Source organism: Pseudomonas capeferrum, from assembly GCF_013523055.1.
Classification (GTDB): domain Bacteria; phylum Pseudomonadota; class Gammaproteobacteria; order Pseudomonadales; family Pseudomonadaceae; genus Aquipseudomonas; species Aquipseudomonas capeferrum_A.
Genome location: NZ_JAAMQM010000038.1, coordinates 1 through 22,857, shown reverse-complemented (window position 1 = coordinate 22,857; position 22,857 = coordinate 1). Strand labels below are relative to the sequence as shown.

The 22,857-nt window shown below is 66.0% G+C and carries 22 protein-coding genes; 3 read left to right on the top strand and 19 right to left on the bottom strand.

The features are described 5' to 3' along the window. On the top strand, positions 1 to 191 hold a 191-nt coding region (locus G7009_RS26870), incomplete at its 5' end, for an FAD-binding protein (RefSeq protein WP_219856802.1). A gap of 545 nt (positions 192 to 736) precedes the next feature. Here the strand turns inward: G7009_RS26870 and G7009_RS26865 are convergent. The 19 genes from G7009_RS26865 to G7009_RS26775 all read right to left on the bottom strand — a co-directional run bounded on the left by G7009_RS26865 (position 737) and on the right by G7009_RS26775 (position 21,243). Beyond that, positions 737 to 910 (bottom strand): hypothetical protein, encoded by a 174-nt coding sequence (locus G7009_RS26865; protein WP_181133306.1) that lies wholly within the window; start codon positions 908 to 910, stop codon positions 737 to 739. Between the two features lie 58 nt (positions 911 to 968). Beyond that, the gene (locus G7009_RS26860; protein WP_181133305.1) at positions 969 to 2,009 is read right to left on the bottom strand and encodes a Rieske 2Fe-2S domain-containing protein; all 1,041 of its coding nucleotides are present in this window, start codon (positions 2,007 to 2,009) and stop codon (positions 969 to 971) included. 321 nt (positions 2,010 to 2,330) lie between these two features. Continuing rightward, positions 2,331 to 3,740 (bottom strand): DUF1329 domain-containing protein, encoded by a 1,410-nt coding sequence (locus tag G7009_RS26855; protein WP_181133304.1) that lies wholly within the window; start codon positions 3,738 to 3,740, stop codon positions 2,331 to 2,333. A gap of 76 nt (positions 3,741 to 3,816) precedes the next feature. Further along, positions 3,817 to 5,079 (bottom strand): helix-turn-helix transcriptional regulator, encoded by a 1,263-nt coding sequence (locus G7009_RS26850; RefSeq protein ID WP_181133303.1) that lies wholly within the window; start codon positions 5,077 to 5,079, stop codon positions 3,817 to 3,819. A 57-nt stretch (positions 5,080 to 5,136) separates the two neighbouring features. Further along, positions 5,137 to 7,515: an efflux RND transporter permease subunit gene (locus tag G7009_RS26845; RefSeq protein ID WP_181133302.1), complete on the bottom strand. Its 2,379-nt coding sequence runs from the start codon at positions 7,513 to 7,515 to the stop codon at positions 5,137 to 5,139. Continuing rightward, on the bottom strand, positions 7,512 to 8,498 hold the full coding sequence (locus tag G7009_RS26840; protein ID WP_181133301.1) for a WD40/YVTN/BNR-like repeat-containing protein: 987 nt from the start codon (positions 8,496 to 8,498) through the stop codon (positions 7,512 to 7,514). Before G7009_RS26840 ends, G7009_RS26845 begins: the two co-directional genes overlap by 4 nt. Before the next feature lie 510 nt (positions 8,499 to 9,008). Continuing rightward, positions 9,009 to 10,217: an acetyl-CoA C-acyltransferase gene (locus tag G7009_RS26835; RefSeq protein WP_181133300.1), complete on the bottom strand. Its 1,209-nt coding sequence runs from the start codon at positions 10,215 to 10,217 to the stop codon at positions 9,009 to 9,011. A gap of 7 nt (positions 10,218 to 10,224) precedes the next feature. Beyond that, positions 10,225 to 10,695 carry a MaoC family dehydratase gene (locus G7009_RS26830; protein ID WP_181133299.1) on the bottom strand — a complete coding sequence of 157 codons (471 nt, stop codon included), beginning with the start codon at positions 10,693 to 10,695 and terminating at the stop codon, positions 10,225 to 10,227. Positions 10,696 to 10,705: 10 nt separating this feature from the next. Next, a complete protein-coding gene (locus G7009_RS26825) occupies positions 10,706 to 11,491 on the bottom strand; it encodes an SDR family oxidoreductase (protein WP_181133298.1) in 786 nt (261 codons plus the stop codon). A gap of 52 nt (positions 11,492 to 11,543) precedes the next feature. After that, positions 11,544 to 12,422 carry an SDR family oxidoreductase gene (locus G7009_RS26820; protein WP_181133297.1) on the bottom strand — a complete coding sequence of 293 codons (879 nt, stop codon included), beginning with the start codon at positions 12,420 to 12,422 and terminating at the stop codon, positions 11,544 to 11,546. A gap of 37 nt (positions 12,423 to 12,459) precedes the next feature. Then, positions 12,460 to 13,611, bottom strand: a complete 1,152-nt coding sequence (locus tag G7009_RS26815; RefSeq protein WP_181133296.1) for an acetyl-CoA C-acetyltransferase — start codon at positions 13,609 to 13,611, stop codon at positions 12,460 to 12,462. Beyond that, a complete protein-coding gene (locus G7009_RS26810) occupies positions 13,604 to 14,674 on the bottom strand; it encodes an acyl-CoA dehydrogenase family protein (protein ID WP_181133295.1) in 1,071 nt (356 codons plus the stop codon). Before G7009_RS26810 ends, G7009_RS26815 begins: the two co-directional genes overlap by 8 nt. A 10-nt stretch (positions 14,675 to 14,684) precedes the next feature. Continuing rightward, positions 14,685 to 15,848 (bottom strand): acyl-CoA dehydrogenase family protein, encoded by a 1,164-nt coding sequence (locus G7009_RS26805; RefSeq protein ID WP_181133294.1) that lies wholly within the window; start codon positions 15,846 to 15,848, stop codon positions 14,685 to 14,687. A gap of 9 nt (positions 15,849 to 15,857) precedes the next feature. Next, a complete protein-coding gene (locus G7009_RS26800; RefSeq protein ID WP_181133293.1) occupies positions 15,858 to 16,610 on the bottom strand; it encodes an enoyl-CoA hydratase family protein in 753 nt (250 codons plus the stop codon). Beyond that, positions 16,607 to 17,731: an NAD(P)H-dependent flavin oxidoreductase gene (locus tag G7009_RS26795; RefSeq protein WP_181133292.1), complete on the bottom strand. Its 1,125-nt coding sequence runs from the start codon at positions 17,729 to 17,731 to the stop codon at positions 16,607 to 16,609. The genes G7009_RS26800 and G7009_RS26795 overlap by 4 nt, the downstream gene beginning before the upstream one ends. Next, complete coding sequence (locus tag G7009_RS26790; protein ID WP_181133291.1) at positions 17,728 to 18,645, bottom strand: enoyl-CoA hydratase; 918 nt, start codon at positions 18,643 to 18,645, stop codon at positions 17,728 to 17,730. The genes G7009_RS26795 and G7009_RS26790 overlap by 4 nt, the downstream gene beginning before the upstream one ends. A 10-nt stretch (positions 18,646 to 18,655) precedes the next feature. Beyond that, the gene (locus tag G7009_RS26785) at positions 18,656 to 19,453 is read right to left on the bottom strand and encodes a CoA-transferase subunit beta (RefSeq protein WP_181133290.1); all 798 of its coding nucleotides are present in this window, start codon (positions 19,451 to 19,453) and stop codon (positions 18,656 to 18,658) included. Between the two features lie 12 nt (positions 19,454 to 19,465). Next, positions 19,466 to 20,341 (bottom strand): CoA transferase subunit A, encoded by an 876-nt coding sequence (locus G7009_RS26780; protein ID WP_181133289.1) that lies wholly within the window; start codon positions 20,339 to 20,341, stop codon positions 19,466 to 19,468. A 2-nt stretch (positions 20,342 to 20,343) separates the two neighbouring features. After that, on the bottom strand, positions 20,344 to 21,243 hold the full coding sequence (locus G7009_RS26775) for a VOC family protein (protein WP_181133288.1): 900 nt from the start codon (positions 21,241 to 21,243) through the stop codon (positions 20,344 to 20,346). A gap of 193 nt (positions 21,244 to 21,436) precedes the next feature. Between G7009_RS26775 and G7009_RS26770 the strand changes: the two genes are divergently transcribed. Both G7009_RS26770 and G7009_RS26765 read left to right on the top strand, forming a co-directional pair. Beyond that, positions 21,437 to 22,597, top strand: coding sequence for an acyl-CoA dehydrogenase family protein (locus G7009_RS26770; protein WP_181133287.1), 1,161 nt, complete (start codon positions 21,437 to 21,439; stop codon positions 22,595 to 22,597). Continuing rightward, a partial coding sequence (locus G7009_RS26765; RefSeq protein ID WP_181133286.1) for an acyl-CoA dehydrogenase family protein occupies positions 22,594 to 22,857 on the top strand: 264 nt, incomplete at its 3' end. The genes G7009_RS26770 and G7009_RS26765, both read left to right, overlap by 4 nt.

The window sequence follows — 22,857 nt, the reverse complement described above, 5'->3', positions numbered from 1 at the left end:
AGATCGTCGCGCCGCAGCTGTACATCGCCGTCGGTATCTCCGGTGCCATCCAGCACCTGGCCGGCATGAAGGACTCCAAGGTGATCGTGGCGATCAACAAGGACGAAGAGGCGCCGATCTTCCAGGTAGCCGACTACGGCCTGGTCGCCGACCTGTTCGAAGCGGTCCCGGAGCTGGAAGAGTTGGTGTAGCCGCAATGGAATATCACTGCGGCGCAGCTACAACCGCTACCTCATTGATTCAGCGCAACCTGGTGGGAGCGGGTTTACCCGCGAAGCAGACACTGCGGTGTATGGCACCGGCTTTGCCGGTGTTCGCGGGTAAACCCGCTCCCACTCGGTATGTCCCGCCCTTGCAGGCCTTATTCTCCGCGCGATAGCGGCGAGTGAGAATTTCATCACCAGCCGCCCCCTGCGGACTCGATCGCAGGCGGCCTGGGTTCACGCAACCCACCCCTCATGGAACAACCGCTAACTCATTGAGTTGGCAAGACCTGGTGGGAGCGGGTTTACCCGCGAAGCAGACACTGCGGTGTATGGCACCGGCTTCGCCGGTGTTCGCGGGTAAACCCGCTCCCACCAGGTATGTACCGCCCTTGCAGGCCTTGCTCTGCGCGCGATAGCGCAGCCCAACGGGATGGGCGCACCTCTACGAGGGTCTAGCTGCGGCACACGTAACGCACGGGGCCAGCACCCGGGATGCAGTCCGGCGACAGCCACCCCTGCCACTGCAGCCACTACCTCACCCCTGGCCATCCCTGAAAGCTCGGCAGGATGCTCATGCACCCCGGAATATGTCTGCACGCCTGGGCCCCGCGCGACTCCGGCGCAGACGAGGCCAACAGCGTCACGCCGATGATCAGCACCACCGACAATGGCACACAATAGGCAAGAACGCTTTTGATCTTCATGGCACCCACCTCCGATCCTCAGCCCCGCCAGGCAGGCCTGGCGGGACATCCGCGCATCTCAGCGTTCGTCTACCGTGACGATCTCACGCCGCTCGGCCATGCTCGCCGGTACCAGGTCTTCGTCGGTGAAGAACTGCTGGTACCACTCGCGCAGCTGATAGACCGGGCCGTCGTTTTCCGCCAGCACCGGCTTGTCGATGCGGATCTTGTGCTTCCAGATATCCACGTCCTGATAGAACGAGGCGCGATTGCCCATGACGTAAGCCTTGGCAACCTCGATGTTCTGCTCCTCCGTCCAGCCAGGAACACGCTTGACCATGCAGCCAAAGCGCAACACGAAGCTGTTCGCGGTGACCGGCACATGGCTGTTGAGCAAAATGGCGTGCACCCGGACATCGCCGAACATCGAACTGAGCTCGGTGAAATGCGTGGCCGGGCCGTAGTAGGCCGACGGTGCGATCAGGTCCCCACCCAGGCGTTCGGAATCGCCATGAAAGATCTGCCTGCCGATATGCCCCTCGAACACGTTGGCAAAGTACTTCGTCGGCGTACCGTGCACCGGCCCGAAGTGCTGGGCATCGACCAGGTTGTCGACCAGCTCGCGAGGATTGGTCTCGATCAGCATGGTGTCGATGTTCCAGTCATGGATCCACTGCGGGTCATCCATTTCCGGCAGGTGCGGAATGATCACGCCCTCCTTCGGTGGTCGGCCCTCGGGGTTGTTCCAGACGAACAGCAGGTTGTTTTCCTCGCAGGTCAGCCAGCTCCGGGTCCTGGCCTTGGGCGGAATACGCTTGCAGTAGGGGATCTCCACGCACTTGCCGCTGGTGTCGTATTTCCAGTGGTGGAACGGGCACACCACGGTGTCGTTTTCGATGGTGCCCTGGGACAGGTCGGCGCCCATGTGCGGGCAGAACGCATCGAGGATGCTGATGGCACCGGCACTGTTGGCGAAGGCCACCAGGCGCGTGCCGAAGACATTCAGGGTATGCAGCTTGCCATCGCGATAATCGTCGGCCACACCCAGGCAGTGCCAGCCCCTGGCGTAACGATGGGTACGCTGCGCGCTTTCGATGGAGAGTTCGGCGAGCTTGGTCATGTTTTTGTTATTCCTGTGTTGAAAACGCCATTCACGGTTGATACCCCCTGATCGGGATCGATACCTGGCGAACATCTTTGAGCAGCCGTGCCGGGCCCTCATCCTCCAATCGGACTACATGGCCCGGCCATCTGCCGGGTTGCTGATGGCCCATCGCGGGGCAAGCCCGCTCGCCACTGATGCCGGCGCAGCGAAAGCGCGTTTCCAGTGGCGAGCGGGCTTGCCCCGCGATAGGGCCATCAGCAACACCGCAGATCAGAGGCCGAACGCTTCACTATTGGAATCAGCGGTTTCCTCAGCCGATTGGCATCGATCAAAGCGTCACTGACCGAAACGCCGCGCCGCTTCCGGACCGAAGTCGCGCGGGCTGAAGCCGGGACGGTTGAGCTGATAGCCGTTACGCTGCTCGTTGATCAGGTTGAAGGCCAGGTAGCTGCCGGCGTTGAGGTCGTGATAGAGCCCCACGCCGGCCTGTGGCCGCTGTGTTTCGTAGGCATAGAAGTAATTGACCATCGAGGTACGCCACAGCTCGCCCCGGTTGTCATAGTTGTCGGCGAGCATCGGGAACCAGGTGTCCTCGTCGATGTACAGCTTGCGCTTGCCATAAAGATGGCGATAACCCGGCTTGAGCGTACCTTCCAGCTCCCATACCCGGTGACGCTCGTAGCGCATCGCCTCGGGATCGATATGGCCAGGGGTCAGGAGATTGGCGTATTTGAGCTCGGGCGAGTGAATCCGGTAGGCGTTGTAGGGAATGAACATCTCGCGCTTGCCGACAATCTTCCAGTCGTAGCGCTGCCCCGAGCCGTTGAACAGGCGCACCTCGTCGACGGTGATCGAGCCACCACTGCCCGGGAACGACATGTCGAAGCCATACCCCGGCGACTGCCGGACCCGGCGGGTGCCTGGGTCATAGCGCCATGCCTGGCGCGGCTCGGTCTTGTCGTTCCAGAATTCGGTGCCGGTATTGATCTCGCCCTTGTCCCGCTGCGGCAACAGGGTTTCGTTGAGGTAGAACGACGAGTTGCCGACAGTATCGCCGATCTTGCCCGGTTCCAGCGCCGGGGCCAGGTTGCGCGAATGCACGCGGCCCCAGTTGATGTTGCCGTCCTTGAGCACATAGGCGTTATCGGAGATGTATTCCTCGGTCCAGGCGCGCAGGGTGAAGGTCGAGGCGTTCTTCAAGAGCTCCAGGCCGCTGCGTGGCACCGGGAATGGCGTGCCACCGGTCTTGCCGACCACTCCCTCGCCATCGTCCACCAGTCGGGCGACCTTGGCATTCTCTCGGGTCGCCTGGCACACCGTATCGTCGAAGCGGAAGTCTCGATGACTGGGATAGATCGGCATCCTGAAGGTCGTGGGATACAGCTTGAACAAGGCTTTCTGGCCATCGGACAAGACGTCCGCGTACTGCGCCAGGTTATCGGCGGTGATCACGAACAGCGGCTTTTCATTCGCATAGGGATCGACCGGATGATGGCCCGTGCCTTTGAACGCCACCTGTGGCGGCGCGCCCAGCCATTGTCCGGAAAACGGCGGGATGCTGCCGTCGGCGTTGCCGCTTGGATCGGCGCCCACGCAGGTGAGGTCCTTGCCCAGGCGCTCGACGTCCTCGGGGGCGGCCTGCGCAACGCCAGTCACGCTGCCGCCCAGCACCAGGATCAAGGCCAGGGCGCGCGAAGTCGTGAAACAGAGGGGCAGACGATCGCTGGCCGGATTACTGTCGGTCATTCTTGTTCTCCTTGGTTACCGATAGCGGTGGCCCAGTATCGGTAGGCCCTTGCGCAAGGAGCATCGTCCGCTCGGACTAACGCATTTTTACCCCGCCGGGCCAGTCGCCTCGCGTTCGACCCGTCGCTACCTGACCAGGGCCTGCCAGCAGCGACTCCGGCCCTGGCACCCCCAGGGCCACGACACTGTTGAGCATGATCCGCACCAGCTCGGTCTGGCGCCGCACCCCGGTCTTGGAAAAGATCGAGCGCAAGTGCGCGCGAGCCGTGTTGCGACGGATATGCAGCCGCTCGGACGCTTCCTCCAGCGACAGACCGTTGGCCAGCTCCAGGGCCAGCCCGGTTTCCGCGGGGGTGAGGTTGTAGAGCTGCGAGGCCACCACGGTGCTGACCAGCGATTTGCCCACCGCATCGCGCACATAGACCACCACGGTCGGCTTGCCTCTGCCCTCGACCAGTTGCTGGGAAGGGATCAGCTCTACCACCACGCCGAGATTGACCTGCCCGGAGGGCCGCGACACCGACATGGCCTCGGCGCCCAGCTCGGCCTCGTCACCTTGCCGACTGCGCAGGAAGGCGTTGCGCACCAGGCGGGTCAGCTCGCGGTTATCGCTCGGGTAGGTCGCCTCGAGTCGGCCACCGACCAGCTTCAGGCCGTCGCTGCTGCCGAGAATTTCGCGGGCCACGGGGTTGAGCTGCAGCACGCTGCCGTTCTCATCGAGCACGATGGTCGCGACCGCCAGGCGATTGATGGTCTGCGAATACAGGCTGCCCAGGGAAACGCTGCGGTCCAGCAGCGCGTGCATGTGCAAGGCGCGGCGCAGGTGCGGCATCAGCATCGCGCACAGCGCCCGCGCGGTGACGTCGAAGCGCGGCTGCTCCCGAGGGCGGTTGATGCGCAGGCGCAAGATGCCGCCATCGGGCATGCTGATATCGGTGCCCAGCATGTGGTAGCAGCCGTAGGGCTGGCAATACAGCAGGTAGAACGACGAGCTGGACCACTCGCTGTCACTCATCAAGTCTTCGATGGTGAACACCGTGTCGACCGGCAGCTTGTCGAACAGCGTGGACTTGGCGTAGTAGGCATAGTGATTGACCCCACCCTCGCCCGTCTCGACATCGCCCGCCACCATCATCGGCGACAGGAAGGGTTCATCCAGCACGCGCAGGATCAATGTCACGTAGCTGGCCTTGAACAGCACCCGCAGTTGCCGCAGCGCCTCGTTCAGACGCCCGGTATCCAGGGCCGCGTCGTACATGTTGCCGATCAGCCGCTCGTACTCGGCCAATTCGATGCCCATGTCAGCCAGCACCTGGGCGTTGGACAGCGTGGTTTGCATAGACAGCCCCCAAGGCGGACCCATGGATCGGGCCCGCGTCATTGTCGTTGTGATGGGTCAGCCAACGGTCGGATGCCCGGCCGGCGCGGATGCCGTGCGCACCACCAGCGGCCGACCACGGTCGAACCACGCTGCCAGCGCCGGCAACAGGAAGATCGCGCCGAACACGTTCACCAGGAACATGAACGCCAGCAACAGGCCCATGTCGGCCTGCAGCTTGAGCGGCGCGAACGCCCAGGTGCCGACGCCGATGGACATGGTCAGGGCAGTGAAGACAGCCGCCGTGCCGCGCTGGCACATCGCCCGGTAGAAGGCGTTGCGCAGGTCCTGGCCGTCGGCCATTTCGTGCTGGATGCGCTCGAAGAGGTAGATGCCGTAGTCCACGCCGACCCCGACACCCAGCGCCATGACCGGCAAGGTGGCGACCTTCAGGCCAATGCCGAGCATTGCCATCAGCGCGTTGCAGAGGATCGCCACGATGCCCAGCGGCACGAGGATGCACAGCACGGCACGCAGCGAGCGGAAGGTCAGCAGGCAGAACAGCGCCACCGAACAGAACAGCGCCGCGAGCATCCACACCTCGGCATGCTTGACCGCTTCGTTCGAGGCCGCCATTACCCCGACATTGCCGCCTGCGAGGTGGAACGACACCTCGGGCGCCTGGAGGGTCGCGATGATGCGTTGGGCTTCGCTGACCACATGGGCCACGGTCGCCCCCTCGTGATCGTTGAGAAACACCAGCACTTGCATGCGTCGGCAGCCATCGGTCACCAGGCCCGCGTCCGGAGAATAGGCCATCGAGCCTTGCTGCAGGCCGCGCGAGGAGCCTGGAATGGCGGCCCAACGCGGGTTGCCCTCGTTGTTGCCAGCGATCATCGCCTTGCCCATGCCGGCCACGCTCTGTACCGACTGTACGCCGCTGACATTACGCATCTGGAAGTCGAACGACTCGACAGCGCGCATCACCGACGGCGCCAGACAGGCCTCGTCGACGCCGTGGGCCTGCAGGAATACCGACAGCACATCCAGCCCGATCGAGTAGCTCTCCATGATCCGCCGGTTGTCCTGGTTGTAACGCGAGTCCGCTCGCAACTCCGGCGCGCCGGGGCCGATGTCGCCCACCGCCAGTTCACGCGCCTTGGATACGCCCACGGCCAGCAGCACCAGGCTGGCGGCGAACACCACCAGCGCCGGGCCAGGCTCGGCCAGGGCCGATAGACGCCACCACAAGGGATGACGTGGCGCTGTCAGGGCGGGGCGAGCCCCGACCTCGCACCTTATCGAAAGATACGAGAGGATCAGCGGCAGCATCATCTTGTTGGTGATGATCATCAACATCACCCCAAGGCAAGCCGTGACCCCGAGCTCGTGCACGATCGGGATGTCGATCAGCATGATCACGGCAAAGCCCAGCGCGTTCATCAACAAGGCCAGGGAGCCGGGAATGAAGATCTTGCAGAACGCCGAACGGGCCGCCTGCCGCGAGGTGCCGCCCGCCAGCACATCCTGTTTCCAGGCGTTGGTCATCTGCACCGCGTGAGAGACGCCGATGGAGAAGATCAGAAACGGCACCAGCACCGACATCGGATCGATCCCCAGGCCCAGCAGCGGCAGCAGGCCGAGCAGCCAGACCACCGGCAACAGGGCCACCAGCAGCGCCACCAGGGTCAGGCGCAGCGATCGGGAATAGGCCCACAGCAGCGCGGCCGTGATCAGGAAGGCCACGACGAAGAACGACAGGACCGTGTTAAGACCTTCCACCACGTCCCCGACCAGCTTGGCGAAGCCGACCACGTTGATCTCGATATCCGGACCGTTGTAACGCGCGCGGATCTCTTCCAGACGCTTGGCGATCTCCACGTACGACACCGGCTCGCCGGTGCGCGGATCGGTGTCCTGCAGGTCGGCGCGCACCAGTGCCGAGCGTTGGTCGTTGGCCAGCAAGCGCCCTGCCTGCCCTGCCCGCGCCGCGTTGCTGCGTACCTTCTGCAAGTCCTCGGGGGTGCCGGCGTATTGCGGCGGAACCACCAGGTCCCCCACGAAGCCCTCTTCGGTGACCTCCACATAGCGCACGTTGGGAGTGAACAGCGACGTGACGCTGGGTCGACTGACCCCGGCGATGAAGAACACATCGTCGGTGACCTGTTGCAGCACCTGAAGAAAGCGAGGGTTGTAGATATCGCCCTCGCCTTTCCAGCGCACATTCACCAACAGGCGGTTGGCGCCCGTGAAGACCTTGCTGAACTCGAGGAAGTTGAGCATGTACTCATGGCGCACCGGAATCTGTTTGTTGAACCCTGGGTCCAGGCGCACCTGAGTCGCGCTGTAGCCCAGCACCAAGGTCAACAGCAGGAAGAGCCCCAGCCAACTGCGGCGCCATCCGAGCAGCAGGTCCGCGCACTGCTGCACACGACGTTCGCTCCAGCGCCTGCTCATGGCTGCGGTTCCCGAGCAGCGATCGCGACGCTGTGGTCCGCCCCTTGGGAAACGCCACGCTCCCCCGCGACCAGCAGGTGGCGAGCGTTGAGCACCACCGCCGAAGTCAGGGTGCCGAGCCCGCTGCGCTGATCGATGCCGAGCAGGTTGCCCTCGGCATCCAGACGGATCAATCGGCTGTCGGCGCCCACCAGGATAAGTCCGCCCCGGTCCGGCAGACGGGCATGGCCGTAGATCGGTTGATCGCTGTCGATCTCGATGCGCTGCCAGGTGTCGCCAAAATCGGCGCTGGCAAACACATGCCCGCGCATGCCATAGGCCAGCCAGTGCGACGCTGACAGACGCACTACGCCGAACAGCGAACCGTTGTAGAACGGCGGCAGGTCCTGCCAATGCTGCCCACCGTCGCTCGAGCGCAACACCAGTCCCTGCTCCCCTACCAGTATCTGGCGTCCATCCGCGCCACCGTCGAGGCCGTTGAAGTGCGCGCCGTCGCCGGGCATCTCGCGCGCGGTCCAGTGTTCGCCGGCATCGGTCGACACCAGGAACTTGCCATAGCTGCCGTAGGCCACGACTTGCTGCCCATCGCCACTCCAGACACCGAGCAACGGCTCGCCAAGGCGGGCGTCATGGCGCATTTCCCGCCAGCTCGTTCCACCGTCCGCCGAACGCAGGATCCAGCCGTCGTGGCCCACCGCGACCAACACCTGCGGACTCAGGGCGAGCACGCCGGTCAGGGTGGCATCACGGCCCGCGCCTACTTGGCTGGCTTCCCAGGAGCGTCCACTGTCGCGACTGCTGAGAATGGTACCGCGCTCGCCGACCGCGATCAGCCGTTCGCCGGTGCTCAGCAGCGCATTGATCTGGACCCGGTCGGCATGGATCTGGGTCAGGGCCAGGGGCTCGGGTTGGCGCGGTGCGAAGGCGAAGGTCACGGCGGCGATGACGATGGCGCTCATGGCGTATCCGGTCAGCTGGCGCATGACGGACTCCATGGCAACGGGGGCAGGCACGGGGCAGGCTTCATGGGGATGATCCTTTTGGTTTTGTGCGAGGATCATCCGACCGCCCTGGCCCAGGAGGCATCGTCCAAATGGCCTAGCAGGGTTTCAAGGGGTGGCCAGGTGGATGGGGCAAGGGCTCACATTTTTCGGTGAACCGGAATCTGGCTGAGTGGGGATTGCGTCGGTGCTGGTCAGACAAGGAAGACACTTTCGATTCGAGGTGCCGAAGTCCTGTTCATGCTCAAGTCATTCATGACGGCTGCTGGCCTCATCGCGGGACAAGCCCGCTCGCCACCGGGCGCGTGGCCTTAGCTACACCGCATACCGGTGGCGAGCGGGCTTGTCCCGCGATGAGGCCAGCAGTTGCACCGAATTTCAAAGGCCGAAAGATAAGCTTAAGCATCCAACCATCCATTATCTCAGCAGGGCACGCTGGCATCAGCCTTAGAACGCCATCAGCCGCCCTGCATCCCTCCCTGCCGCTCTCAGCTAAGGCAACTCGAACAACCCGGCCGCGCCCATGCCGCCGCCGATGCACATCGCCACCACCACATAGCGCACCCCTCGCCGCCGTCCCTCAAGCAACGCATGCCCGACCATCCGCGCGCCCGACATGCCGAACGGGTGGCCAATGGCAATGGCACCGCCATTGACGTTCAGGCGATCCACCGGGATCTCTAGCGCATCACGGCAGTGCAGCACCTGACAGGCGAACGCTTCGTTGATCTCCCACAAGCCGATATCCGCCACGCACAGCCCAAAGCGCCTGAGCAGACGAGGCACCGCCAGCACTGGTCCGATGCCCATCTCTTGCGGCGCACAACCGGCCAGCGCGATGCCGCGATAGATCCCGAGCGGCGTCAGCCCGCGCCGACGCGCCTCGGCCCGGCTCATCAGCAGGCTGGCCGACGCACCGTCGGAAAACTGCGAGGCGTTGCCCGCCGTGACGAACTCACCTTGCTCGATCCACTTGCCGTCCTTCCACACCGGCTTGAGCGCCGCCAGGTCTTCCAGGCGCGTGCCTGGGCGATTGCACTCATCGCGACCGACCCGTACCCGCTCGTGCCCGGCAGGCTGACCGTCCTTGTCGAATGTCAGCTTGTCGACCTCCAGTTCGACGATTTCCTCATCGAACAGTCCATCGCGCTGGGCCGCCGCCGTGCGCAGCTGGCTGTGCAGCGAATACTCATCCTGCGCGGCGCGGCTGATGCCGTAGCGACGCGAGACGATCTCGGCGGTCTCCACCATGGGGATGTAGGCGTCCGGCATCACCTCCAGCACCGCCTGGGATTGGGCGCGGTAGGTGTTCTTGTGCTTGGTCTGGGTCAGCGACAACGACTCCACGCCGCCGCCGATGGCGATGTTCAGCTCGCCACTGATGATGCCCTTGGCGGCCAGGCCGATGCTCATCAGGCCCGAGGCGCACATGCGGTCCACCGCCATGCCCGGCACGCTGTGCGGCAAGCCGCCGGTATAGGCACACAGACGGCCGATATTGTAGGCCTGGGTACCTTGCTGCACGGCAGCACCCATGATCACATCCTCGATCGCCTCGGGTTCGACCCCGGCACGCTCGACTACGGCACGTATCACGTGGCCGCCGAGCACCGGCGCCTCGGTATCGTTGAAGGATCCACGGAACGACTTCGCCAGCGCGGTACGCGCGGTGGCAACGATGACTGCTTCATTCAGGTCCATGACAGGCTCACTCGGCAAGAGGGTTGAAGGTGTAGCGGCTGATGGTGTCGATCACGCAGCCTGGGCGCTCCTGGCCCTCGACCTCGACGTTGACCCGCACGACCAGCTGCACGCTGTCGCCCAGCGGCTCGGCGCGCAGGATCTGGCCACGGCCGCGTACCCGCGAGCCGACCGGCACCGGCGCCGGGAAGCGCACCCGGTCACTGCCATAATTGACCCCCATCGCCATGTTCTCGAGGGTCAGCAGTTGCGGCAGAAACAGGTTGACCAGCGACTGGGTCAGGTAGCCATGGGCGATACAGGCGCCAAACGGCCCGCTGGCGGCGCGCTCCGGATCGACATGGATCCACTGGTGGTCGCCCGTGGCCTCGGCGAACAGGTCGATGCGCGCCTGGCTGATGGTCAGCCACTCGCTGCAACCCAAGTCGGTGCCCTCGGCGGCCAGCAGCGCCTGGGCGCTACTGAAGGTATGACTCATGGCAATCTCCTCAGGCCTGTTGCGAACTGACCGACAAGACTTCGCCAACCATGTAGGAGGCATAGTCACTGGCCAGGAACATCATCACATTGGCGACTTCCCACACCTCGGCGGCGCGCCCGAACGCTTCCCGGCTGGCCAGGCTGTCGAGCAGCGCCTCGCTGGATGCCTTCTTGAGAAAGTCGTGCAAGGCGATCGACGGCGACACGGCGTTGATCCGCACGCCATGCTCCGCGGCCTCCAGTGCGCTGCAACGGGTCAGGGCCATCACCCCGGCCTTGGCGGCGGCGTAATGCGCCTGTTCCTTCTGCGCGCGCCAACCGAGCACCGAAGCATTGTTGACGATGGCCCCGGCGCCGCGTCGCTGCATGTGCGGGAGCATGGCACGGGTCATGCGGAAGGTGCCGGTCAGGGTGACGTCCAGTACCCGTGACCATTCTTCGTCGCTCATATCGACCACTGCCTTCTGGCCGCCGAGACCGGCGTTGTTGATCAGCACATCGACGCCGCCCAGCAGGTCTTCTGCGCGCTCGACCAGAGCCTGCACCTCGGCCTCCTTGGTCACGTCGCAGAGCTGGCCATGAATCGCCTGCAGGCCGGTCTCGGCCTTCAGACGTTCCACCGCCTCTTCCAGACGCCGCGGATGCACGTCGGAAATCATCAAGGCGCGACAGCCTTCCTCGGCGCTGCGCCGGGCTGCCGAGTAACCGATCCCGGCGCCGGCGGCGGCGGTGATCAAGACGGTCTTGCCGGCCAGCAATTGGTGGCCGGGTACATAAGGGGGTGCCTGCTTCACAAGGATGTTCTCCTGAGGTCTGTTGTCCACATGGCTGGGATCGGCGCGGGGCCTAGCTGCCCCAGACCTTCTGCGCCACCGGCGCCTGCGCCAGGATCTGCGCCACCACCGGGCCGATCTCCCGCACCTGCCAGCGCCCACCCTTGTCCTGGGTGGTACCGGTGCGCCAGCCATCAGCGAGCGAAATCCGCCCGCCCTGGCTCTCGAACACCTGCCCGGTGACCTGCCCCGACTCGACGCTGCCCAGCCACACCACCAGCGGTGCGACGTTCTCCGGCGCCCAGGCATCGAAGCTGCCGTCGTGCGGTGCCTTGACCACCTCGGGCATGGCGCTCTCGGTCATCGCCGTGCGCGCGGCCGGGGCCAAGGCGTTGGCCGTGACGCCATAGCGCGCCAGTTCCGCCGCCTGCACCAGGGTCAGCGCGGCGATGCCGCCCTTGGCCGCGCTGTAGTTGGACTGGCCGATGGAGCCCTGCAGGCCCGCCCCGGAGCTGGTATTGATGATGCGCCCGGCCACCGGCGTACCGGCCTTGGCCAGGTCGCGCCAGCGGCGGCCAAGGATGTTCGCCAGGCAGTAATGGCCTTTCAGGTGCACGCGCATCACCAGGTCCCAATCCTCTTCCGTGAGGCTGACGAACATGCGATCGCGCAACACCCCGGCGTTGTTGACCAGCACATGCACCTCGCCAAACGCCTCGAGCGCGGCATCGACGATGCGCTGGGCACTGTCCAGCGTGGTGATGTCGTCGCTGTTGGCGATGGCCTGGCCACCGGCGGCAAGAATCTCTCCGGCCACGTCCTGCGCGGCCTCGGCACGGATATCGTTGATCACCACCCTGGCGCCCTGCTCGGCGAACGCCAGCGCATAGGCGCGGCCCAGCCCACCGCCGGCACCGGTGATGATCACCGTGCGGCCTTCACATATAGCCATGTCTGACTCCTTCGACTGCTTGACTTGAGGGGGCGCCCTACAGGCGCTCGATGATCGTGACGTTGGCTTGGCCACCGCCTTCGCACATGGTCTGCAGGCCGTAGCGGCCACCGCTGCATTCCAGTTCGTTGAGCAAGGTGGTCATCAGCCGCGCGCCGGTCGCGCCCAGCGGATGACCGAGGGCGATGGCACCCCCATTGACGTTGGTACAGGCCGGGTCGTAATCGAGCTCCTTGCTCCAGGCCATGACCACCGAGGCGAAGGCTTCGTTGATTTCCACCCGGTCGATGTCGGCCATGCGCAGGCCCGTGCGCTGCAAGGCCCGACGCGTGGCGGCGATGGGCGCGGTCAAGTGCCAGATCGGGTCGTCGCCGAGCACGGTCAGGTGATGGATGCGTGCCCTGGGTGTCAGGTCGTAGCGCTTGAGCGCCGCTTCGGACACCACCAGCAAGGCCGCCGAGGCATCGCAGGTCTGGCTCGAAACCGCGGCGGTGATCGATGGGAATTGCGGATCCACCGGTTGCAGCTCGGCCATCTTCGCCAGCGTGGTCTGGCGCGGCGTTTCGTCCCGGTCGAGGCCATGGCAGCTGACGATCTCGCGCGCGAACCGGCCGCTGTCGATCGCCGCCAGCGCGCGCCGATGGCTCTCCAGGGCGAAGGCCTCCATCTGCTCGCGGTCGAGCTGCCAATGCTCGGCGATCCGTTGCGCGGCGTAGAACTGATTGACCGGCTGCTCGCCGAAGCGCTTGCGCCAGCCGACACTGCCGCAGAACGGATCGGCAAAGCCCAAGGGCTGCCCGGCCAGCATCGCCGAGGCGATCGGGATGCGCGTCATGGTCTGCACGCCGCCTACCGCGATCACATCCTGGGTGCCGCTCATCACCGCCTGGGCGGCAAAATGCAAGGCTTGCTGCGAGGAGCCGCACTGGCGGTCCACCGTGGTGCCGGGCACCGACAGTGGCAGACCGGCGGCGAGCCAGCTGGTGCGGGCGATGTCACCGGCCTGCGCGCCGATGGTGTCGACACAGCCAAAGATCACGTCGTCGTAGTCTTCGGCGGGGATGACATTGCGTGCCACCAGGGCCTTGAGCACATGCGCGCCCAGGTCGATGGCATGGACGTCGGCCAATGCACCCTTGCGTTTGCCGGTCGGGCTGCGCAGCGCGTCGACGATATAAGCTTCAGGCATGGTTCACGTCCTCGAAGGTGTGCCCCGGGCCGAGCCGGGCGCCGTCGGCGAACAGGTATGCGCCGACGCGGGATTTATGGAAGCCACGGTCGCCCCAGGACGCATCCAGCGCCCAGGCCCGCTTCATGAACATCTGCAGGTCGACCTCCCAGGTGTAGCCCATCGCGCCATGTACCTGGATGCCTTTGCGCGCTGCCAGCCAGCTCGCCTCGCAACAGGCCAGGCGGGCTTGCGAGACCCACACCGAGGCGCCTTGCTCGCCGTGGGCCAGGCCATGCGCGGCGCGGTACAGCACCGGCTTGGCCTGCTCGATCTGCCGGGCGACGTCGGCCAGGTGATGCTTGACCGCCTGGAAACTACCGATCGGCTTGCCGAACTGCTTGCGCTGGGCCACATAGTCCACCGACAGGTCGAGCATGCGCTGGGCCAGGCCGAGCAGTTGGCCGGCCACCGACAACGCGCCGCGGTCGAGCAGTTGCGCCTGCAGGCGGCGGCCCTCCTCGCCACTGGCCAGAAGGGTCTGCGGGCCGGGGGTCCAGCTCACCAGGCCGAGGCGTCGCGAGGCGTCGATGCTGGGGTTGGCCTGCACATCGACCGCGGCGCGAGGCACCAGGTGCAGGTCATCGCCCGCGGGCAGGATCAGCACTTCGGCCAGTTGCGCATCGCTGACCAAAGGGTTGATAGCATGGCTGATCGCCAGACGCAGGCTGCCCTCGGCGATGCGTGGCAGCAGCTCGGCGCGGGCCGGGTGTGCCGGGTCCAGGCCGGCCAGCAGACCGGCGGCCACATAGGCGGTGTCGGCCAGGGAATCGGGGATGGCGTAGTAGCCCAGCTCCTGGGTCATCAGGGCCCAGGCCACATCGTCCATGCCCAGCCCGCCTTCGGCTTCGGGCACCGACAGCGCGGTGAGGCCCTGGGCGGCGATACGGTTGCGCAGGTCCGGCGAACGCCCGGCGTCGGTTTCCCAGATTTCCCGGAGCATCTCCGGCGCGGCCTCGGTCATCAGGAAACGGCTGATGGCTTCGCGAAACGCCAGCTGGTCATCGGTAAAGGTGAAGTCCATGGCCTGGTCCTTACTTCGGCAGGCCGAGCATGCGCTCGGCAATGATGTTGCGCTGAATCTCGTTGGTCCCGGCGTAGATAGGCCCCGACTGGGCGAACAGGAATCCTTCCAGCCAGCCGGCCGCATCCCCCGCCGCGGGCGCGCGGGCCAGCAGCTCGCCGCGTGCGCCGAGCAGGCGCATGGCGGTTTCGTGCATCTTCAGGTCGAGCTCCGACCAGATGATCTTGTTGATGCTCGACTCGGCACCGATCTGCTCGCCCCGGCCCAGCCGTCCGACCGTGTGATAGGCCGACAGCGCATAGGCTTCGGCGCCCATCCAGCAGTCGAGTACCGCGTCACCCAGCCCCGGATCGCGCCCGGCGCTTTCAGGATGCGCCTTGAACAGCTCCACCAACTTGCGCGCGGTGTGCTGGAAGCGCGCCGGCGAGCGCAGCAGCAGCCCGCGCTCGAAACCGGCGGTGGCCATTGCCACATGCCAGCCCTGGCCCTCGGCGCCAATGCGGTTGGCCAGCGGTACCCGGACATCGTCGAAGAACACCTCGGCGAACGCGTCCTTGCCGTTGAGCGCCTTGATCGGCCGGATACTCACCCCTGGCGCGTCCAGAGGCACCATCAGGAAGGACAGGCCATGGTGACGGCTGGAGCCGGGTTCACTGCGGAACAGGCCGAACAGCCAGTCGGCGAAGATCGCCCGGGTCGACCAGGTCTTCTGGCCGTTGAGCACATAGTGGTCGCCGTCGAGCAGGGCCTTGCTGGTGATCGCCGCCATGTCGGAGCCGGCGTTGGGCTCCGACCAACCCTGGGCCCACATGTCGGCGCTGGCGGCCATGCGCGGCAGGAAACGGCGCTTCTGCTCGGGCGTGCCGAACTCCATCAGGGTCGGCCCCAGCAGCAGCTGGCCATTCTGGTTGACGCGCATCGGCGCACCGGCGCCGTAGTACTCCTCCTCGAAGATCAGCCATTCGATCAGGTCGCAGCCACGCCCGCCCAGCTCGGCCGGCCACATCACCATCGACCAGCGGCTCTCGAACAGTTTCGCCTCCCAGGCGCGGTGCTCCTCGAAGCCTTCGCGGGTGTCATAGCTGGCCAGGGGCTGGCGCGGCAGGTTGTCCGCCAGCCACGTCCGTACCTCGGCACGGAAGGCCTGCTGCTTGGGGGTATAGGTCAGTTGCATGGCGCTCCCTCAGAATTTCGCATCGCGTTTCTCGACGAACGCCCTACGGGTTTCCGCCGAGTCGGGGCTGGTGTAGGCCTGCAGGGTGAAGCCCTGCTCCCAGCGGTACTTGTCTTCCAGGTTGCCGTCCTCGATGCCGTTGAGCGCCTCCTTGGCGATGCGGATCATCCCCGGGCTCTTGGCGGCGATGTGCGCGGCGATTTCGAGGGCCGTTTCGCGCAACCGCTCCTTGGGCACCACGCGCTCGATGAAGCCGTAGGCCTGGGCCTCGCGCGCGCCGATGCTGGCGCCGGTGAAGAACAGGTAACGCACCTTCTGCACCGGGAACAGACGCTGCAAGTGAGCACCGCCGCCCATGGCGCCGCGGTCCACCTCCGGCAGGGCGAAGGTCGCGCAGTCGGCGGCGACGACGATGTCGGCCGCCCCGGTGATGCCGATGCCGCCGCCCAGGACGAAACCGTGCACGGCGACGATCACCGGCACCGGATTGCGGTGCACGGCCTTGAAGGTTTCGTAGTTGCCGGCGTTGACCTCGACGATGCGCTCGGGATGCGCGTCCAGCTCCTTGATGTCGACACCGGCGCAGAAGCCACGGCCCTCTGCGCGGATGACGATCACCCGCACCTCGGGGTCGGCCCCAAGGGCATTGATTTCTGCCGCCAGGGCACGCCATTGCTGGCTGTCGAGCGCATTGACCGGCGGCTTGTCGATCACCAGCTCGGCGATTCCTTGGTGCAACTGGGTAGTAAAGGCCTGGTTCACAAGAGTTCTCCACTCGGGGCAAGGCTGTCTTGGGGTGATGCGCAGGCGTGGGCCGGACACCGGGCAAGCAAGGCGTCCAGGCACTGCTCCGCTTCGGCGGCGATCCCTTCGATCACCTCGCGGCAGCTCAGCAGTTCATCGATCGCGGCCGCCACCTGCCCGCTCGGCAGGATGCCGTCGTCCGGAAGGCCGTCGACCATCGAACGCTGCAGCAGGACCGGCTGGTTGGCGGCCATGACTACCTGGGCAAGGGTCGACGGGTCCTCGCGCAACGAGCGCAGGAACACCCCACCCATATGCGCCAGGCTCATGCCGGTCTGCTGTTTCCAGTGCCAGGCGCTGCCCAGGGCGATGCGCAGGCGGCCAAAGGGTCCTGCCTGCTCGAGACGGTTGATGAAGGGGTTCTCGATCATCCGGTGGCGCATGCCGTCCACCGCCGTGGTGACCCGCACCTGCTGCGGGTCGGCGACCTTCAGGTAGCGTTCCAGGGTGGTCGCTGGGGTGGGTGATTCGCGGGTCATCAGGAAGCGCGTGCCCATGGCGATGCCGCTGGCCCCTGCCGCGAGTACCGCGGCCAGGCCGCGCCCGGTGGAGTGTCCTCCGGCGGCGATCACCGGCACTCGCACCGCCGCCAATACCTGCGGCAACAGGATCGAGCCAGGAACGCCACCGGTATGGCCGCCGCCCTCGCCGGCCTGCAGGGTGATCAGGTCGGCGCCCAGCTGCTGGGCCTTGAGCGCGTGCTTGAGGGCGCCGACGGTGGGAATGCACAGCACCCCCGCCGCCTTGAAGCGGCCGATGGTCTGCGCGTCCGGTCCGCGTCCGTAGCTGACGGCGCGAAGGCGATAACGGATGGCCAGGTCGACGCATTGTGCGGCGTTGTCCTGGAACATATGAAAATTCAGGCCGAAGTGGCTGCCGCCCGTGGCGTCGATCACCTTGATGATCTCGCCTTCCAGCGCGTCGGCGGCAATGGTCGCCCCGGCCAGGAAGCCGAAGCCGCCCGCCTGGGTCGTCGCGATCACCAGCCCCGCGTCGGAGACCCAGCCCATGGCGGTCTGCACGATGGGATAGCGGCAGCCCAGCGCTTCGGTCAGCGGTGTGTACAACCAGCGGCTCACGGGTTGCCGCCTTCTGGCCGCGTCGCCTGTTTGTTGGCCTGGGCCATGCCCTTGGCGTCGAAGCCGCCCAGCTTGTCGCCTGAAAGCAGTTCGTTGTGCGCATGGGCGAACTGATGCCAGGCAAATGCCGCCTCCATCGCCGTGCGCTTGCCCTGCAGGTCTTCGACGTGGTTGATCGCCTGCTTGGTCAGCGCCAGGCCCATGCGTGGCTGGCGGGCAATGCCCACGGCCAGCGCGTAGGTCGCCGCTTCCAGTTCGTCGCGTGGCACCACGCGGTTGACCATGCCCATCTGGAACGCCCGCGCGGCACTCATGCGTTCGCCACAGAAGAGGAATTCCTTGGCGATGCGCGGGTTCAGCTCATAGGGATGGGCAAAGTACTCGACCCCTGGAATACCCATGCGCACGACCGGGTCCTGGAAGAAGGCGTCTTCACTGGCGACGATCAGGTCGCACACCCAGGCCAGCATCAGCCCGCCCGCGACGCAGGCGCCATGGACCATGGCGATGGTCGGCTTGGGCACCTCGCGCCAGCGCCTGCACATCCCCAGGTAGACCTCCTGTTCGCGGGCATACAGCTGCTCGCCGCCAGGCTTGTTGGTATGGTCCCACCACAGGTGCGCGCGCTCGAACGGCTTGTCGATATCGCGCCCTGGCGTGCCGATGTCGTGCCCCGCCGAGAAGTGCCGTCCGTTGCCGCGCAGCACGATGACCTTGACGCTGTCATCGTCGACCGCCTGGCGAAACGCCGCGTCCAGGGCGTAGGTCATCTGCGAATTCTGCGCGTTATTGAAGTCCGGTCGATTGAGCGTGAGCGTGGCGATGCCGTCGGCCACGTCATAGAGCACCGGGGTTTGTGTCTCATAGACCGCATTGTCCTGGCGGACGACGAACGGGCTGTCGCTGCTGTTCATGATCGACTCCTCAGGCCGCACGGATGCCAGGCGGGTTGCCCTTGATCGCCGCGGCGCGCAGGTCGTGGGGGTCCAGTCGGCGGATCAGCGCCAGTTGTTCGGCAGTGGGGTGCGCGGTCTCGCGCAGGTGCGCGGACGTGAGCAGCGGGAAGCCGGTCTTGTCCTGCACCTCGTCGAAGCTCACCCCGGGATGCAAGGTGCGCACCTGCACGGCGCGCTGCGGCCCGTCGAAGTCCAGCGTGCACAGGTCGGTGATCACCTGGCGGATATCCATCAGGTCGCGGCGCACGCCTTCTGGCCAACGTTCGGCCTTGAAGCCCACGCCCGAGACCATGTCCACCTCGCCGCTGACGAACACCCGGGTGTTGTGGCTGGGCACGAAGAACGAGTTGATGTGGTTGATGCTGTTGCCGGGCAGGCCGCGCACGCCAAGGATGGCGGTCTTGGGCTTGTGGTAGTCGCCGACGCAGGACAGGTTGGTCTGCCCCCAGCGGTCGATCTGGGTCGGCCCGATCATCGCGTGGCGGCGACCGCCCCAGACACACTCGAAGACCCGTTCGAAGGACATGTAGCCGCTGTAGCGCGCGACGTGCTCGCCACGCGGGCCCAGCGGCAGCGGTTCCTCGACCAGGAACGCCTCGCTGTCGGTCATCAGCAGTTCGGGACTATGGCTGAGCTTGGCCAGGCTCGCGCCAAGACGCGGGATCACGCCAAGGCCCGAGGCAATGACCTCGCCATTGCCGCGCCAGGCTTCGGCGGCGGCGACGATCATCAGTTCGGCCAGGGTGAAATCACAGGTGGCAGGCATGCTTCGTACTCCTCAGAACACCGGTAAGGGCAAGGCGCCCATGCGCACGGCACCGCCGTTGTGCGTTTGATAGGCCTGCTCACCGCCGGCCACGTAGGTCTGGACGTAGGTGTCCCAGCCGTTCTCTTGCTGACTGCTGGCGACGTAGTGCTTGAGGTGCTCCAGGTCCCAGCCGTAGTCCGAGGGGCAGGAGGTAGGGTGGGCACCGAGCGGCGCGTGCACCACGCCGCTCACCAGGTAGCGCTCGAAGGTATTGAAACGGGCCTGTTCGGCATCCAGCTCCAGGCGCTCCTCCAGGCGCTCGCACGAGACGAAGCACTGCGTGGCGGCGCGGGCGAACAGGTGGTCGAAGTACGGGTCCGGACCGGTTACCAGGCAGTTGCCCAGGCGGTCGGCGACATTTACGTGCAAGAAGGCCACGTCCAGGTTCAGCGCCGGCATCGCCAGCAGCACCTCGCCATCGTCATAGGGCGAACGGACTGTCTTGAGCGACGGATTGAGGCGCGTCACATCGGTGGCCAGGCCGCAGCGGGTGGGCAGGAACGGCAGGCGCATGCCGGCCGCGCGCAGCCCCCATTGGAACATGCCCTCGTCCAGCTCCATCAGCTCCAGCTCACCGGCCTCGCGGGCCTTGCGGTAATAGGGTTCGAGGGGGATGGCGTCGAGTGTGGCGAAGCCGAAGACCAGCTTGCGCACCTTGCCGGCGGCGCACAGCATGCCGACTTCCGGGCCGCCGTAGGCCACCACGGTCAGGTCCTTGAGCGGCGAGCGGAGGATCTCGCGCACCAGCGCCATCGGCTTGCGCCGAGGCCCCCAGCCGCCGAAGCCGATGGTCATCCCGTCGCGCAGCTGGGCGACCGCGTCGGCCGCTGTCAGTTGTTTGTTCATGTTCAGGCTCCTTGCTGGCGACCGACCGAAAAGTCGTGCCCCCAGATGCTCACGCGGGTGAACTCGAAGGCCGAGTGTTCGGCCCAGTCGACCTGCAACCCGCCATAGCCGTATTCCAGGTCGAAACCGGACGGCGTCTTCATGTAGAAACTGGTCATCTGATCGTTGAGGTGCTGGCCCAGGGTGGCCGACAGCTGCCCACCGCTGGCCAGCAAACGGTCATGGGCGCGGCCGACCTCGGTCATCGAGTCCACCTCGACCATCACGTGCACGCAGCCGGACGGCACCGGGTACTCGGCCAAGGCCAGGCTGTGGTGACGGGCATTGCGGCAATGCAGGAAGTGGATACGCACCGCTGGCGCCGACGGGTCGGGGCGGAAGTTGAAGATGTCCGACAGGCCGAAGCCGAGCACGTCCTTGGCGAAAGCCAGCGTGGCGTCGAAGTCGGGCGCCGGCAGCACGGTGTGTCCGAGTCCCATGTCACCCGTGACGAAGCGCGGTACCCCTTGTGGCGAAACGAAGGCCTGGCAGTCGGAGCGATGGCCCCAGCTCAGTTCATGGCGGTTGCCGGACGGGTCGATGACCGTCACCAGTTCCTGTACGCCACGCTGGTCGATGGCCTCGGCACTGCCTTGCTGCCAGGCCACGCCACAGCGTTCCAGGTGCTGCAAGGCGTTCTGGAACGCCTGTTGCGAGCCCAGCTCCCAGCCGCTGGCCAGGTAACGCGGCGCGTCGCCTTCGACTACCAGCATGCGGTAGGGCCGTTCGTCCATCTTCACGTACAGACCCCCGCCGGGGGCCGGCTGGACCTGCATGCCAAGGACATCCTCGGCATAGCGTTGCCACTGGCTGAGGTTCTCGATCTGCGAGACGAAGTAGCTCAAACCGCGAATGTCGATCATGCCCATGTTCCTCCTGGCTCAAGTCGTTGCCTGGGGACCATTGTGCTCAGCGGCGGCGCAACCCTCATCGTCCGTTGAGACTAAGCGCGACGCGCGCCGCAGGGGGACGCGGGACTAGTCCGTTTCAATGATTCGTCGACCAGGTGGCCGCCCTAGAGTCGGGTTATCCATCCGCCCAGCAAGAGACGACCCCATGGAGTTCGCCTTCACCCAGGAACAGTTGATGATTCGCGACAGCGCCGAGCGATTCCTCGCCCAGGCCAGCGATTCGCACGCGGTGCGCGCAGCCATGTGCCGTGCCGATGACTACGATCCCGAGCTGTGCCGACGCATCGGCCAAGAGCTGTACTGGCCCGCCCTCATGGTGCCCGAGGCCCACGGCGGCATGGGCCTGGGCTTCGTCGACCTGGCCGTGCTGCTCGAGCAGTGCGGGCGTTTTCTGCTCGGCTCGCCGCTGTTCGCCAGCGCTTGCCTGGCCACCCCCGCGCTGCTGCTGGCCGACAACCCTGCCCTGCAGGCGCGCTGGCTAGGCGCGATTGCCGGTGGCCAGACCCACGCCACTCTGGCGTGCGGCCTGGAGGCCGAGCAGGTGCAGGTCCAGGCCGTGCCGCGCGCGGGCGGCTACCTGCTTGAAGGCGCTCATGCCTATGTCATCGATGGTGCCCAGGCCGACCTGTTGCTGATCGCCGCGCGCAGCCCCGGCAGCGTCGGCGAACAGGGCATCAGCCTGTTCGCCTTGCCCGCCGATACACCGGGCCTGTTGCGCATTGCGCTGCCGACCCTGGACCAGACCCGGCGTCTGGCGCGGATCGAACTGCGTCACGTCCAGGCCAGCGATGCACAGCTGCTTTGCGCCGCCGGCCAGGCCTGGCCGCTGTTGCGCGATGCTCAGCGCATAGGCGCCATCGGCCTGGCCGCCGAGCAGCTCGGAGGCGCCCAGCAGGTGCTGGAGCTGACCCTGGCCTACACCGCCGAACGGCGCCAGTTCGGCCGCTCGATCGCCAGTTTCCAGGCCATCAAGCACCGCTGCGCCGACATGATGCTGCAGGTCGAATGTGCCCGTTCGGCGGTGTGGTACGCAGCCTGTGTCGCGCGCGAGTCTCTCTCGCCGCAGGGCGACCCTGGCGTGGCCACCGAGCTCCTGGCGGCTGCCGCCACGGCGAAGGCCCACGCCAGTGAAGCGTTCTTCCACTGCGCGGCGGAATCCATCCAGTTGCATGGCGGCGTCGGCTTCACCTGGGAATATGACCCACACCTTTATTTCAAGCGCGCCAGGGCCAGCGAGCGACTGCTCGGGACCCCGGCATGGCATCGCGAGCGCCTGGCGACGCACCTGTTCGGAGAGCTGGCATGAAAATCGGATTCAGCAGTGCGGACGAAGCCTTCCGCCAGGAGATCGCCAGTTGGCTGGCGGCACACTTGCAGGGTGAGTTTGCCCCCCTGCGCTTCCGAGGCGGCCCCGGTGACGAACACAACTTCCCCACCGAGCGCAAGGCCTGGGAGCGTGAACTGGCCGCCGGTGGCTGGGTTGGCGTGGGCTGGAAGCCGGAAGATGGCGGTCGCGGCCTGAGCATCAGCCAGCAGGTGATCTTCCATGAAGAGTATGCGCGGGCG